Annotated in this window: 8 protein-coding genes; 4 read left to right on the top strand and 4 right to left on the bottom strand. The window is 46.0% G+C overall.

Features of this window, described 5'->3' with window-relative positions; all coding sequences use genetic code 11:
• A partial coding sequence (locus RM347_RS09855; protein WP_428850536.1) for a hybrid sensor histidine kinase/response regulator occupies positions 1-2893 on the top strand: 2893 nt, incomplete at its 5' end.
• Positions 2894-3188: 295 nt separating this feature from the next.
• On the top strand, positions 3189-5258 hold the full coding sequence (locus tag RM347_RS09850) for a prolyl oligopeptidase family serine peptidase (RefSeq protein WP_322720780.1): 2070 nt from the start codon (positions 3189-3191) through the stop codon (positions 5256-5258).
• Between the two features lie 28 nt (positions 5259-5286).
• On the opposite strand, the gene RM347_RS09845 is transcribed toward RM347_RS09850, so the two are convergent.
• Positions 5287-10146 carry a PAS domain S-box protein gene (locus tag RM347_RS09845; protein WP_416211931.1) on the bottom strand — a complete coding sequence of 1620 codons (4860 nt, stop codon included), beginning with the start codon at positions 10144-10146 and terminating at the stop codon, positions 5287-5289.
• 282 nt (positions 10147-10428) lie between these two features.
• Between RM347_RS09845 and RM347_RS09840 the strand changes: the two genes are divergently transcribed.
• Positions 10429-10905: a Uma2 family endonuclease gene (locus tag RM347_RS09840; RefSeq protein WP_322720782.1), complete on the top strand. Its 477-nt coding sequence runs from the start codon at positions 10429-10431 to the stop codon at positions 10903-10905.
• Positions 10906-11026: 121 nt separating this feature from the next.
• On the opposite strand, the gene RM347_RS09835 is transcribed toward RM347_RS09840, so the two are convergent.
• The gene (locus RM347_RS09835) at positions 11027-11200 is read right to left on the bottom strand and encodes a hypothetical protein (protein ID WP_322720783.1); all 174 of its coding nucleotides are present in this window, start codon (positions 11198-11200) and stop codon (positions 11027-11029) included.
• Between the two features lie 157 nt (positions 11201-11357).
• Positions 11358-11786 (bottom strand): hypothetical protein, encoded by a 429-nt coding sequence (locus RM347_RS09830; RefSeq protein WP_428850535.1) that lies wholly within the window; start codon positions 11784-11786, stop codon positions 11358-11360.
• 403 nt (positions 11787-12189) lie between these two features.
• On the opposite strand from RM347_RS09830, the gene RM347_RS09825 reads away from it, so the two are divergent.
• Positions 12190-14991 (top strand): M16 family metallopeptidase, encoded by a 2802-nt coding sequence (locus RM347_RS09825; RefSeq protein WP_322720785.1) that lies wholly within the window; start codon positions 12190-12192, stop codon positions 14989-14991.
• A gap of 135 nt (positions 14992-15126) precedes the next feature.
• Here the strand turns inward: RM347_RS09825 and RM347_RS09820 are convergent, their stop codons facing one another.
• The gene (locus tag RM347_RS09820) at positions 15127-16143 is read right to left on the bottom strand and encodes a sulfate/molybdate ABC transporter ATP-binding protein (RefSeq protein WP_322720786.1); all 1017 of its coding nucleotides are present in this window, start codon (positions 16141-16143) and stop codon (positions 15127-15129) included.
• Between the last annotated feature and the right edge of the window lie 56 nt (positions 16144-16199).

Below are 16199 nucleotides of genomic sequence, written 5' to 3'. Positions count from 1 at the left end.
ATATATTCAGATGGAAACCACAGAGAATACTGTGGATGAACTATCAGCTACAGAGTCTACTTTAGATAGCAGCTTTGGAGAAACTTCAGATTCAGAATCACCCCAAGTACAGCAAAGTGATTTGTTTGGCTCTTTCGATGAAAATCCGCAACTGCTGTTTGAAGATGTTGACTCTACATATATTCAGATGGAAACCACAGAGAATACTGTGGATGAACTATCAGCTACAGAGTCTACTTTAGATAGCAGCTTTGAAGAAACTTCAGATTCAGCCCAGACAAACCCAGAAATTTTAGATATTGAAGAGAATAATAATTTAGAAAGTACCTTTGAATTTGCAGAAAATACAGATTTTGGAGGTACAAAACTGGGTATTGCGAATGATTTATTGTTTACAGAAACTGATCTGCCAAAGGCAGCGAACCAGGAAGAATTAGGAGAAAACGCGGCAACAATTGACTTACAAGCTCTCAATGAATTCACACAAACGGTTATTCAGGAAGATGTAGAAACCGATTTGTGGGATCTAAAAGAGACATCTGAAGTTGCAGCAGTGTCAGAGGGGGAAAATGCGATCATTGCCCCGACTGAAGAATTGGCAACTACAGAAACCATTGAAGAAGTTGCTCCAGAAGATGAATTTGCAGACTTGGCAGCATTACTAGGAGAGGAAGTAGCATCCATTCCCAAAGCCAAGGAGATACCAGAAGTAGATTTTGCTGCTCTGGAAGAATTGCTAGGTACAGATGATCGCGATGTCTACGACGGGCTACGCCAACGCCAGCCTTTGGATACTCAACCTGTCTTGGCTAAAAATGCCATTCCATCACCAGCTATAAAAGATGAATTTGGTGACTTAGAGAAGTTACTGGCAGAAGCAGATCAAACAATATCCCATTCTCCTGTAGTAAAATCGAACACTAACAAAACTCCCCGCCCCTCTAATCGTCGGGCTGCGAGATTTGAAGAAACGATGAAGGTTCCAGTTAAGCAACTGGACGATATGAGTAATTTAGTTGGGGAGTTGGTGGTAAATCGCAATACCTTAGAGCAGGATCATGAACGGCTGCGACAGTCATTAGATAACTTGCTGATTCAGGTACAACAACTCTCGGATGTGGGCGCAAGGATGCAAGAGTTGTATGAGCGATCGCTACTAGAAGCTTCTTTGTTAGCTGGACGCAAAAAGAAAGACCCCGGCTTACAAGCGCCTGATTCCAATGCCGACAGGGGTTTTAGCGAGTTAGAAATGGATCGTTTTACTCCCTTCCATACACTCTCGCAGCAGATGATTGAGCGCATTGTGCGAGTGCGTGAGTCGGCTAGTGACATTGATTTTGTTACCGAAGAAACCGAGCGAGTCGCAAGGCAGTTCCGTCAAGTAACCACCCAGTTACAAGAGGGATTAACTAGAGCGCGAATGGTGCCTTTTGCTCAAACTATCGATCGCTGGCGGCGAGGAGTGCGCGACAACGCTATCAAGTGTGGCAAACAAGTAGAGTTGGTGATCGAAGGTGGCGATACCTTAATTGACAAGATGATTTTGGATCATCTTACCGATCCACTGACTCACATGCTGAATAATGCGATCGCTCACGGTATTGAAACGCCAGAAGAAAGGCAAGCTGCTGGTAAACCACCCGTGGGAATCATTACTATCCGTGCCTTCCACCAAGGCAACCAAACGATCATTTCCGTAGGCGATGATGGCGCAGGTATCGATTCAGCCAAGGTTAAGGCTAAGGCGGTGAAGATTGGTATGCTTACAGAAGCACAAGCAAAAGCCATGTCTCGCCTGGAAGTCTACGATCTGCTGTTCCAGTCTGGTTTTACGATCAAAGACCAGGCAGATGAAATTTCTGGCCGTGGTGTGGGTATGGACGTAGTGCGTTCCGAGATTAGCGAAATTCGTGGGACAGTGAACACTGATTCTGCGATCGGCAAGGGAACCACCTTCACGATTCGTTTACCACTGACTCTAAGTATTTGTAAAGCTCTCTGCTGCGTCTCCGATCGAGCCAGAATTGCCTTCCCGATGGACGGCGTAGAAGATACGCTCGATATACCAGTCAAAAATATTCAGCACGATGCCAATGGGCAATCATTTATTTCCTGGCGCGATACGGTGCTGCCATTCCGACCTCTAAAGGAACTTTTAACCTTCAATCGCCAAATCAGTCGTGGTAATGTCTATGGCGGCACCAGAGATGATGATATGGTTTCTGTGGTTGTGGTGCGATCGGCAAATACCCTGATTGCTCTACAGATTGACCTAGTGTTGAGCGAACAAGAAATTGTAATTAAGCAATTTGAAGGCCCAGCGCCTAAACCCATTGGTGTCGCTGGTGCGACAGTTTTGGGAGATGGTCGCATTATGCCCATTGCTGACGTGCTGGAAATAATTGATATCTTCCAAGGACGGATTTCTACACAAATTGGTAGCAATTCTTGGCAACAGAAAGTTACTCCCCCAGATACCTCTCCCGCGAAGATTGATCCAACAGTGCTGATTGTCGATGACTCAATTACAGTCCGAGAATTGCTATCCCTGACATTTAACAAAGCAGGTTATCGCGTAGAACAGGCGCGTGACGGTCAGGAAGCTTGGGATAAACTCCGCTCCGGTCTGCCTTGTGATATTGTATTTTGCGACATCGAAATGCCCCGCTGCGATGGTCTAGAACTACTCTCTCGCATCCAGAAAGACTCCAACCTCAACCACCTACCGATCGCGATGCTCACCTCGCGGGGTGCAGACAAGCACAGACAAATTGCATCTCAACTCGGTGCCAGTGGCTACTTTACGAAGCCTTATCTCGAAGAAGCTCTCCTTGAAGCTGCGGCGCGGATGCTGAAAGGGGAGAAACTCATTAGCAGTCCAAGTAATGCTTAGTTTCAAAATTTTTTAACACCTTGCAGGGCTACTGTCAAGGTGTTTTATTTAAATGAAATAAAAATTAAACTGGTTTCCGTCCGTATCTGGCAATTGAAAAAGAGGCAAGGGAGCATACTTCGACTCCTTTCGACTTCGCTACCTCGGCTTTGCTCGGCACAAGTCAAGTCGCTCAGTAACCGGAAGAGCAGGGGATACTAGTACTCCAGAGGGTACTCTTTCCAATTGGAATTTTCCCGCAGGTTTAGTGAGTCTATCTTTGTACTATGTAAAGAAGCACTTTTGACCTAAGACTATGCCTTCTTCTGAAAAACCTCTCACCTACCCATCCAGCCACAAGAGCAATCAAGTCGATAACTACCACGGTACTTTAGTCGCAGATCCTTACCGTTGGTTAGAAGATCCTGATTCCGAAGAAACAAGAACTTGGATTGAGGCACAAAATCAAATTACTTTTGGCTATCTGAGTGAAATTCCTACCAGGGAAAAAATTAAACAGCGCCTTACCAAACTTTGGGATTATGAAAAATACGGTATCCCTTTTAAAGAAGGCGAACGCTATTTTTATTTCAAAAATGACGGACTGCAAAACCAAAACGTCTTTTACACCCTAAAAACCCTTGACGACCAGCCTAAAGTTTTACTCGACCCGAATAAGCTCTCAGAAGATGGCACTATTGCCCTTTCAGGATTGTCCATTAGCGAGGATGGTAAACTTTTAGCATACGGTCTATCGTCCTCTGGTTCTGATTGGCAAGAATGGAAAGTACGCGATATTGAAACTGGTGAAGACCTTCAAGACCACCTGAAGTGGATTAAATTTTCTGGTGCATCTTGGACACATGATAATCAAGGTTTTTTCTATAGTCGCTACGATGAGCCAAATGAAAAAACTCAATTAGAAGATGTTAACTATTATCAAAAACTCTACTATCATCAACTAGGCAAACCCCAATCAGAAGATGTCCTAATTTATCATCGTCCCGATCAAAAAGAGTGGGGTTTCAGTGGTGGCGTTACTGAAGATGGACGCTATCTAATAATTTCGATTTGGCTGGGTACTGACTCCAAAAATTTGGTTTTCTCCAAAGATTTGACTAACTCTAATGCTGAAGTTGTAGAACTAATTAACCAGTTTGAAGCAGATTACAGTTTTATCGACAATGATGATAGCGTGTTTTATTTTCGCACAGATTTAAATGCACCACGGGGAAGAGTTATTGGGATTGACACCAAAAACCCTGCCAAGGAAAATTGGCAAGAAATCATTCCCCAGTCAGCAGAAACTTTGGAAAGTGTTGGCATACTCAATAACCAATTTGTTGCTGATTATCTCAAAGATGCTCACAGCCAAATAAAAATTTTTGACCTCAATGGTGCGTTTGTACGCGAGGTGGAATTACCGGGACTTGGTTCAGCAGGGGGCTTTGGCGGGAAGCGTAATGATACCGAAACTTTTTATAGTTATACTAGCTTTACCACACCAGGAACTATCTATCGCTACGATATGGTAACTGGAAAAAGTACTATTTTTCGTCAGCCACAGGTAGATTTTAATCCTGATGATTACGAAACAAAGCAAGTCTTTTATCAGAGCAAAGATGGTACTAGAGTGCCAATGTTTATTACCCATAAAAAGGGCATACAATTAGATGGAAATAACCCAACTTATCTCTATGCCTATGGCGGTTTTAATGCCTCAATGACACCTGGCTTTTCTGTGAGTCTCTTGGTATGGATGGAGATGGGTGGTATCTATGCTATGGCTAATATCCGCGGCGGTGGAGAATACGGCGAAGAATGGCATCAAGCAGGGATGAAGGATAAAAAGCAGAATGTTTTTGATGACTTTATTGGCGCTGCTGAGTGGTTGATTGCTAATAAGTATACTCAGAGTGATAAGCTGGCGATCGCAGGTGGTAGTAACGGCGGTTTATTAGTAGGTGCTTGTATAACACAACGTCCCGATTTGTTTGGTGCAGCGTTACCAGCAGTCGGCGTCATGGATATGTTGCGGTTCCACAAATTTACCATCGGTTGGGCTTGGACTTCCGAATATGGTTCTGCGGATAATCCAGAAGAGTTTCCGGCGCTATATGCTTATTCGCCATTACATAACATCAAACCAAACACAGCTTACCCAGCAACCTTAATTACCACAGCCGATCATGACGATCGCGTTGTCCCTGCTCATAGTTTCAAATTTGCCGCTGCTTTGCAAGAGGCTCACACAGGTGATGCGCCAACCCTAATTAGAATTGAGACGAAAGCAGGACATGGTGCGGGTAAACCCACGGCTAAAATTATCGAAGAAGCCGCCGATAAATGGGCTTTTTTGGTACGTGCTTTAGATGTTGAAGTTTAGCAACTTTGTAGGGTGGGCATTGCCTATCCTACAATACTAAACTAACTACCGCCCTGACTAACTTTTCTGGCTCTACAGGTTTTGTAATGTGAGTTTGAAATCCTACCTGAAGTGCTCTTTGTCGGTCAATTTCTGTGGCATAAGCGGTCAGTGCGATCGCCCGAATGTTTCCTCCTTGATTCGGTGGGCGAGCTCGAATTTCCTGCATCAGCATATAGCCGTCCATCTCAGGCATACCTATGTCACTTACTAGCACATCAGGAGTGAACTGCTCTAGAGCTTGCAAAGCTTCTTCCCCAGAAGCGACGGCTGTCACATTTGCCCCGCTTAGTTCCAGGACAAATGCCTGAAACTCGCGGGTATCTGGCTGATCGTCCACCAGCAAAATTTGAACGCCGTCTAAAGGCAATTCTGCTTTTATCTGTGTGTGGATTGGCTCGGATGCGATCGCTCTTGCCTGCTGCATCAGGGGCAATTGGATGATGAAGGTTGCGCCTTGATTCTCACCTTGACTTTCTGCTGTCACCGTGCCCCCATGCATTTCTACAATTTGTCGCACGATCGCTAGCCCCAATCCCAACCCACCAAATTTGCGTGTGGTTGAGCCGTCTTCTTGGCGAAAATACTCAAATACATAGGGCAAAAATTGTGGATTGATGCCCTTACCAGTATCGATTACCCGAATCTGAGCTAGCCCGTCGAGTTGCCGCAGTTCAACGCTTACTTGTCCGCTGTGGGGTGTAAACTTAACTGCATTAGTAAGCAAATTCCACATCACCTGTTGCAAGCGGGTTGCATCGCCAGAAATCGGAGCGATCTCAGAGTCAAGATCGAGCGCGATCGCAATATTTTTTGCTTCTGCTGCCAAACGCACCGTTTCAACGGCGGCAGAAATCACAAAGCTCAAACTGACCGGAGCCGCTGTTAAGCTGAGTTTGCCCTGCATGATGCGGGAGATGTCGAGCAAATCTTCGATTAGTTGCGTCTGTAGATTGGCATTGCGCTCAATAATTTTCAAGGCTTCAGCTCTACGAGCTTCGCTCAGTTTGCCGTTTTGTAGTAAGTGCGTCCAGCCTAAGATCGGGTTGAGAGGCGATCGCAATTCATGGGACAGCACCGCCAAAAACTCATCTTTGATCCGGTTAGCGCGATCGGCTGCTTCTCTTGCAGCTTGTTCGCGGGCAAGGAGTTGTTCTCGTTCTGCTTCAATGCGTTTTTGCTCAGTGATGTTGAGTACAGTGCCGACAAAGCGTTGTGGATTGTCGGCAGCATCAAAGTAAGCCTGTCCTCTGGCCGCAATCCACCGTTCAACCCCATCCTGAATGCCAATAGTGCGATATTCTACGTCATACTTGCCGCTGCTTTTTGGATTCAAAGTCCATTGCACCACCTGTTCTAGTCGTTCGCGATCATCGGGGTGCAGTCCAGTAAAAAAGACCTCAATGCTGCTCTCGGCTTCTGGTGGTAAACCAAACATGGCTTTGCAACCCTCATCCCAAATCAATTGATTGGTGATGAGATTCCAGTCCCAGGTGCCTAATTGAGCAGCCTCGATCGCCATGCGGAAGCGGTTTTCACTGTCGCGCAGTGCTGCTTCGGTGCGGGCGCGCTCGATCAGCGGAGCGACACGCGCTGCAACGTTTTCCAGCAACAACATCTCATCCGCCGTCCAATGGCGCGGCTTGTTGGAACTGACTCCGATCGAAGCTACCCAACGCCCTTCATGGACAAACGGTGCGATCGCGTAGGATTGCAGATTGATCAGCGTGTAATTGTCGGCGAAATCCTTTGTCCACGGATGCACGTTCACGTCGTCAATCCCGAACGGTAAACGTGCTGCCGTTTCCCACCATTCCTTCGCGCCGAAAAGGGAAAGGTCATAAGTTCCGGCAAGATCCGATCCGTCGAGCCGCCAATCGGGTAGAACCGTTACCTGGCTGCCGTCCGGCGTGACATCGAGATAATAGCAGCGATGCCCGTTCAAAAACGTTCCGACTTCGCGCGTGACGATGCGGTTGATTTCCACTGCATCTGTCACCGTGCCGAGTCTTCGGCTTAACTCGGTCAAAAACTCCACTTGTCGTTCGGCTTGTTTGCGCTGGGTAATGTTGCTGAAAATAATGGCGACTTTATGCTCTTCCGGCTCGTCTACCGGGAAAGCGTACAAATCGAACCAAAACCCCATTGCTTCGGAACTGTTGACCCACCTTTCGGGCTGTCTTGTTTTGACGACTTTTCCGAGAGTTTCCGCCCAGTGCGGCTCAATGTCTGGCACCAACTCGCGGATGGTTTTGCCAATTGCGTTTTCGAGCGCGGTGATGTTCTCGAACGCCGGATTGGTTTCAAGAAAGCGGTGGTCAACTGTCTTTCCAGCATCGTCGAATAAAACTTCGACCAGACAAAAACCTTCGTCAATCGAATCGAACAGCGTGCGGTATTTCTCCTCCGATTCGCGCAAGGCTGCTTCGATGCGGGCACGTTCGACTGCCGCCCAAGTGCGCTCGGCTACTTCCTCCGCCAAGGACACTTCGTCTGGTGTCCAAGCTCGTGCCTCGGATGTGTGAACTGCCAGCCCCGCTACAAATTCGCCCCCCTTGATCAGAGGTATACCGATGTAGGCACCGATCTCAATTGCGGCGTAAGCCGATCGCTGTTCCGGGGAAAGGTTGGGATCGGCTTCCACATCGGACGCGGACACGGCACGACCAGTGCGGTAGGCTGCGAGCAGCTTGGGGCCGAACGAATCAATCGGGTAGTTGCCGGCGAGTGCTGTGGCTCCATTAACATAATCACGCTCAACGACGTAATCAGCGCCGCGAACCTCGAAGTACGCCACACGGTTCGCGCCGAGATATTCACCCAGCACACGGCTGGCCGTAGCCTGAATCTTTACTGGGTCGGCAAGTGGGCGGAGTGCGTCGGTCAAAGAGACGCGGAAAGCATTAAATTCGGCAGTTTGCCGCGAAATTTCTTCTCTTAGTTTGCGTTCGCGTAGCGCAGCTTGCTGTTCGCTAATATCTTTGAAGACAATGGCAACTTTTCGCCCTTGGGCTTCACCCATGCGACAGGCATACACATCGAACCATCGGTTCATTGCAAAAGAGCCATTTTCAAAGCGAGCAGGTTCACCCGTTAGAGCAACTTGACCGTAAATCTGAATCCAATGGTCTTCTAAATCTGGAACTAACTGACGCGCCGTTTTCCCGATTGCTTGTCGAAGTCCCGTTTGTTGCTCAAAGGTGGGATTGATCTCTAAGAAGCGGTAGTCGAGCGGCGTATCATTTTCGTCAAATAGTACTTCAATAATGCAGAAGCCTTCGTCGATCGACTCAAACAGCGTCCGGTAGCGTTCTTCGGATTGACGCAGGGTTGCGGCAGTTTGAATTTGCTCGGTCACATTCCTGAAATAAACGGTGATGCCGTTTGGGGCGGGGTAGGTGCGAACCTCGTACCAGCGATCGTGGTCAGGGTAAAACGCGGTCATTGAGGCAGCCACACGATGGCTCCGCCCGCCTTTGGCATCGCGCATGGCGCTCCAGTAAACCTGCGCCAATTCATTGCCAATCAGTCCTGGATATTCTGACCACAAATTCTTGCCAATTAAATCGCCTGGAGTGCGATCTAGTAGTGTTTCGGCAGATGGATTCATGTAAGTAAACTGCCAGTTCTCATCCAGGGCAAAGAAGGCTTCAGCGATGCTCTCCAGAATATTCCGAGTCTGCTCCTCGCTTTGGCGCAAGGCAAGTTCAGCCCGTCTGCGCTCGGTGATGTCTCGCGTCACGCCTGCCACTGCATCTACTACGCCGTTTATGCCCAAAATTGGTACGAAAATGTATTCATAGGTGCGCGTGCCGATTGCGCTGGTGTAGGGCGTTTCATCCTTGAGCGGCTGGCGCGTGGCGATCACCTGTTGAATCTGTTGCTGAAGTCGGGTCGCTAAATCGGTTGGATAATCCAGCTCAAAAAAGTTCTTTCCCAAAGCTTCATCCAAAGTTTTCTGCCAAAGATTGAGCAACGCCGGGTTGACATACGTGAACCGTCCCGCCAAATCAAAGGTGTAAATAAAATCGGGAATTGCCTCGACGAGCGCGTCGAACTTCCGCTGTTGCCCTTCGAGTTCGGTGCGGCTCTCGTGTAATGCTGCTTCAGCACGGGCACGCTCGACGGCTGCCCACGTCTGCTCTGCTGTTTCCTCGACTTGTTTCACCTCATCTTCCGTCCACTGGCGAGGGTTTGCCTGATGCACCGCCAGCAGAGCGACAAATTGATTGTTCTTGATCAGCGGCACATCAATATGCGCGGCAATATCGATTGATCGATACCTTGCTTGATCCCTGGCTGAGTATTTAGGGTAGTTTGCCACATCAGGAACGATCGCCGTTTGCCCCGCTCGATGGTCATCTGTCAGGTTGCGCCCAAAGTCTTCTAGATGGTACAGTCCGCTCAGTTCGGCAACGCCGTTCGTGTAGTTCTTGTGAACGACGACCTCCTTGCCGCCGGGTAACACTTCAATGTAAATGACGCGGCTTGCGCCTAGAGATTCGCCCAGAACACGGGCAGCGATCACCTGAATCTCATTAGCATCAGTCAGCGGGCGTAGCGCATTGGTGAGCTTGACTCGAAACGTATCGGCTTGGGCAGCTTGAGGCAAGGTATCTGTTGATGTGCGCCCCAGCAGCAGATCGGATTCTAGGGGCTGGACTCGATCTAGTTCTGTCAACAGGATCTGCACAGCTGTTTTTAGGCTGTCCGACCAGATTTCGACAACCCCTAGCGGCGTTTGCGACCAATCGTGCGATCTCAACAATGCACCTATCTCGCCGCCACCAACAAAGAGGTTTTCAGTCCTTGCATTGTGATCAGCAGCCCATCCCTGGCGGTGTCGCATTTCCCGTTCTAAAGCCTTAACTATTAAATCATTAAATGATTCACTACCTTCCTTGAGCTTCCTGACTTTTGCAAGTAAGTCAGGCGGAAAACAGATTGTTAAGGCTTCGCGTTCCATAGCAATGAGTGTAACCAAATATGGATACCATTTATTGTATTGTGCCCATAGAATAGTAAGACTGAGTTTGCTTCCACTCTCCTTATCTGCAATCAGAGGGTGAGTTTTAATATTGATAGATGAGTTAAAATTCAATCAATCACTCACTCTAGGCAAATATTAACTATGAGATGGGAAGAAGTTTGTGAACACAAACAATTACAAGATTTACCCTTCAAAATCGAATTAAATAAATGGGGTCAAATCGTAATAAGTCCAGTCAAAATTAAACATTCTTTTTATCAAGGAAGAATCCAACGTTTATTGGAATCTTTATTGAATACAGGAGAAGTAATGCCAGAATGTGCCATCAACACATCCGACGGGGTGAAAGTTGCTGATGTTCTCTGGTGTTCAGAAGAACGATTTTCTCAAATTGAAGATGAAGTATCAGCATCTATTGCACCAGAAATTTGTGTAGAAGTCAAATCCAATGGTAACACTTTGGAAGAAATGGAATTTAAAAGAAATTTATATTTAGAAGCTCAAGCTGTTGAAGTATGGTTATGCAATCAACAAGGTCAAATGAAATTCTATAATGAACAAGATGAATTAGGGCAATCTTTGTTAGTTCCTAAGTTTCCTAAGCAAATTAAACGGTAATTGTAGAGAATATGGGAGAGAGCGTAGTTTACCGCCGTAGGCATCGCCTAAATTATCTATTTTTAAAATATATCTTAAAATTATTCATAAACTCTACTTCGATGCTGAATCAAAATAATCGTTACTTGATTTGAGTCATCATCTCATCAAACCTATATTCTGCACTCTGCGATCGCACCAAGGTAAAACCAATCTTCGTCTGCCATCCATCATCAGCTAAGATGCAGAAAGTGCAATCACCAATCATCACCATTTGATACCACTTACCCAACACTCTTGGTATTGATTGCTTCATCTTCTGGGTTTTTGATCAAAGTATTATCACTCTGATGTTAAATAAAAAGGGAATAAGCTTAAGCGCTAAAGGTGAAGGTAAACAATTATTTACCTTCACCTTTAGCGCTTTTTCCCATCTGAGCAAGAAGTTTAATATCTTTATCCTTCTTGTGTAGTTAAAACGCGACAGCTTGGGCAGTACCAGTCAAATTGATTATCGTATAGGTTTGTCTTTGCCCCTGGTTAAATTTAGGGTTCACAGAAAAGTAGTTTGTTGTTGTGATTCCCTTAGTTTCAACTGGGGCTGAGTTGCTTTTTCCAAGGTTTATACGGGGTAAGACCAAGGTAAAGGAGGTGTTGCCAGTATCTACTGTCTTACGGATAGTCACAGTCACTAGTGTACCAATTTCTGTTTCTACACTACGGATCTCCTCATTACCTTGAAAGCTTAATACCTGTTGCTTATTTTTATAGGTTAAAAGGGGCTTGCCACCAAAGCTTGTCGTTGAGTAAGTAATGCTGACATTCTTCCCTTGAAGCTGGTATAAGTTCGGTACTGCTTCTGAAGCTTTAGCTGATAATACAGGTATTGCTGTTAACAGCATACCTAATGTAAATGATCCAATTAAGTTTCTTGTTTGCATGTCTTAAAAAGTTATTGCTAGTTAGACAGAGATACCTGCTGTAATAGGATGACAACAGCCCTCAAACCAATTTTAAAAAAGGATATTCCAAAAATCGTGTCAAATGGAATACATTGTAAAGCTTGTTAATATACTTGCAATAATTTCTGATATTCCGTAAAAGTTTTATCTGCAAACCTGATTACACACAGTAGATTTAACGGCGTAAATCCAGTTACCATCTCAATTAACCAAACAAATTGCTTCAACGACTTGTTAAAGGTAAGCAAACTTCCGCCACAGTGTACTAGTAACTTGAGTTAGATTTAAATTTTGTAAATACCCTTTGGGGTTTTATTTTAAAATTGGAAGTTTTGTATTGCTTATGAAACCGCGCCCATACATGCTTATAGGATTTTTCCTCAGCCTTCTCCTAACTATCGTGCCTTTGTCAGGCAATTTCACCAATGCTGCAACACCAACCGCAGTCACGCCTGTATCTGCTCTCTCATTCACTCAAGGCGTGCAAAAAACGGTATTGGACAACGGCTTAACGGTGCTAACCAAAGAAGTTCATACTGCTCCAGTGGTGAGTGTGCAAGTTTGGTATAAAGTTGGTTCACGTAACGAGGTTAAGGGAGAGAATGGGATTTCCCACCAGCTAGAACATTTGATGTTCAAGGGTACAAATGACCGTCCAGTGCAATTCGGACGGTTGTTTAGTGCCTTGGGTAGCCAGTTCAATGCTTTTACTAGTTATGACGAAACAGCTTACTTTGGCACAGTGCAGCGAGACAAATTGGAAGCACTGCTGACACTGGAAGCTGATCGCATGGAAAACTCCTTAGTTGGGCCTGAGCAACTCACAAGTGAAAAGCGGGTGGTGATTTCTGAGTTACAAGGGTACGAAAATTCACCAGGCTATCGTCTGAGTCGAGCAGTGATGCGAGCTGCTTTCCCCAATCGAGCCTATGGCTTATCGGTGGGAGGTACAAAAGCTGATGTAGAGAAATTCACCGTTGAGCAGGTGCGGAATTATTACCAAACTTACTACAGTCCAGAAAATGCCACATTGGTGATTACCGGGGATTTTGCTACAGAACCTGCACTCAAAGTTGTGAAAGAAACTTTTGGTAAGTTATCGCAACGAGCAAAAACAGGCACTGGTAGAGCACTTAATAATTCCTCCGCATCTTCTTCCCTCGCTGACGCTTCCCCATCTACCCCTGTTGCGAAAAAAGCGCCGATAGTCCTTAAACAACCTGGAAGTGCAGCACTATTGCAAGCGGTGTATCCTCTGCCAGATATCAAACATCCTGATGTCCCGGCAATTGATGTGATGGATGCCATTCTCACAGGTGGACGTAGTTCTCGGCTTTACCAAGCTTTGGTGGAATCTGGACTCGCCAGTTCAGTGAGTGGTGGTGCTGCCGAACTTATTGAACCAGGTTGGTATGAAATTGATGCTACCGCGGCTCCAGGTCAAGAGTTAGGGAAAATTGCCCAGGTACTCCAGGAATCTTTAGTAAAATTGCAACAGCAGCCAGTGACCCCAGAAGAGTTGAACCGAGCGAAGACGCAAATGCAAGCCTCGTATATTCTGGGTAATCAAGACATCACTAGTCAAGCTAATCAACTAGGATATAACCAAACGATCGCGGGGGATTATCGTTTTATTGAAAAGTATCTGGCTGCGATCGCTAAAGTCACCCCTGCTCAAGTGCAGCAAGCAGCGAAAACTTACCTCAATCCGGCTAAACAAACGATTGGCTTCTTTGAGCCGACTCAACCAGATGGCAAACCTGGAACTTCCAGCGCTGGTTCTGGTCGCACAGTGGAAAATTTTAGTCCCGGTAAGCCTGTAGATCCAGCAGAACTGGCGAAATATCTGCCACCTGCCACATCAGCTACAGATTCCAACAAACAATCACTACCAGAAGAATTTACCTTAAATAATGGTGTGAAGGTTCTGTTGTTAAGCGATCGCAACCTTCCCACTATTAACCTGAGTGGACAAATTGACGCCGGTACTGAATTTGACGGCAATCAAAAAGCTGGATTAGCGAATCTGACTGCAAACAATTTAATGAATGGGACGCAGACCAAAAATGCTCTGACCCTAGCAAAAACCTTGGAAGACAAGGGAGCCGATTTGAGCTTTAGCGCTAGCCGCGAGGGAGTTAACGTTAGCGGTCAGGGACTTTCAGCGAATCTGCCAATATTGATTCAAACTCTGGCAGATGTGTTAGAAAACGCCACTTTCCCAGCCGACCAGTTAGAATTGAGTCGCCAGCGCGCGTTGACAAATCTGAAAGTCCAGCTAGATGACCCTAAAGGACTGGGACGACAAGTATTCCAGCAGGCAATTTACCCTGAAAATCACCCGTTTCATAGCTTTCCCAAAGCCGAGAGTTTAAAGAGTATTACTCGTGATGATTTGCTTGGTTTCTACCAGACACATTATCGACCGGATACCACAACGATCGCTTTAGTAGGAGACTTCGATCCAGTTAAGGTAAAAGCTTTACTGAATCAGGTTTTTGGTAAATGGCAAGCCACAGGTAAGCCACCTATTCTCAAAGTACCGTCAGTACCATTACCGCAAACTTTGACACGTTTAAACAAAGTAATTCCTGGTAAAGCTGAGGCTGTTACTTACATCGGTTACAGTGGCATATCTCGGAAAGACCCACGTTATTATGCGGCACTAGTGCTAAATCAAATTTTGGGTGGTGATACCTTATCGAGCCGCCTGGGTACAGAAGTGCGCGATCGCCAGGGTCTAACCTACGGTATATATAGTGGTTTTGCCGCCGGAATCAATCCCGGCCCGTTCTTGATTCAAATGCAGACTGCTCCTGGAGATGCCCAAAAAGCGATCGCCAGCACTCTCGCTTTACTTAAACAGTTACGCGAACAAGGAGTGACTGAAGCTGAATTCAACACAGCAAAACGCTCAATTACCAATAGTTACCCAGTGGATTTAGCCAATCCCAGTAATGTATCCAGCATCATTTTGGATAATGCTGTCTTGGGGCTTTCGCGATCGGAAATCCAAGAGTTTCCCCAGCGGATTCAAGCAGTGACTATGGTTGATATGCAACAGGCAATTGAAGATTTAATTAAGCCAGAAAATCTGGTAATTGTCACCACTGGGCCTGGAGAGACTGTGCCCAAAGGTGGCTAATTATCTCAGATATATAGCAATACGATTTGATTTGGAAAAATCGAAAGAACAATAAAATCCCCGGCTTCTCTAAGAAGTCGGGGATTTTATTGTTCACGAATGATTTAGGATTGCTAAATCACCATCCCGCCTCCTTCAAATTGAATAAGACACTGGGAAGGACTTTGCATCCTTTGGCTTCACATAGACTCGCTGTTTCGGTTCTAACTCTAAATCATTAAAGCGATCGCGTGTTAAATGCGCCGTCACTACTTGCCCATCATCAAAAGTTAATTCCACCTGAATTTCCCAACCTAAATGTACCAACCGGCTCACTGTCGCAGGTGTAGTGGCACCGTTAGCAGCCTTTTCTAAAATCACATCTTGCGGACGCAAAAATACTTGTGGGTGTGGCGCATCAAACCCACTACTTTGAAAAATCTTCGAGGTGCTGGGTAACACATTCACCGGGCCAATAAAGCTCATTACAAATGCGGTGGCAGGATTATCGTAAATTTCTGCTGGTGTCCCCACCTGTTCCACACGCCCTTTATTCATGACCACAACTTCATCGGAGACTTCCATTGCTTCCTCTTGGTCGTGGGTGACAAAAACTGTGGTAACATGAACCTCATCATGGAGGCGGCGTAACCATGCCCGTAAGTCTTTACGGACTTTAGCATCAAGTGCGCCAAAGGGTTCATCTAGCAATAAAACTTCAGGTTCTACTGCCAGTGCCCTGGCTAATGCTACCCGTTGTCTTTGACCACCAGAAAGTTGTGATGGATAGCGATCGCCTAATCCAGTCAGTTGCACCAATTCCAGTAACTGTTCTACCCGCCCTTTAATCCTCTTTGGCTGTGCCTTGCGAATTTCTAAGCCAAAAGCAATATTTTGCCTGACAGTCAAGTGCTTGAATAGGGCATAGTGCTGAAATACAAAGCCAATATTGCGCTGTTGCACACTTTGGTATGTAGCGTCCTTACCGGTAAGCAGGATTTTGCCGCTATCTGGCATTTCTAAACCTGAAATTAACCGTAGTAGCGTAGATTTACCCGATCCCGATGGCCCAAGCAACGCAACTAGCGAACCACTCTTAATTTCTAGGCTAACCTCATCAACGGCCTTGAAACTCCCGAATTGTTTGGAGACATTCTCAACTACTATGCCCACTGCTGCTATACCTCTGCAACTAAATCTACAGATCCTTGGTAGGATTACTGTGTCTT

The organism is Nostoc sp. ChiQUE02, from assembly GCF_034531305.2.
Taxonomy (GTDB): Bacteria; Cyanobacteriota; Cyanobacteriia; order Cyanobacteriales; family Nostocaceae; genus Nostoc.
This window is presented reverse-complemented; position numbering and strand designations above follow the sequence as displayed.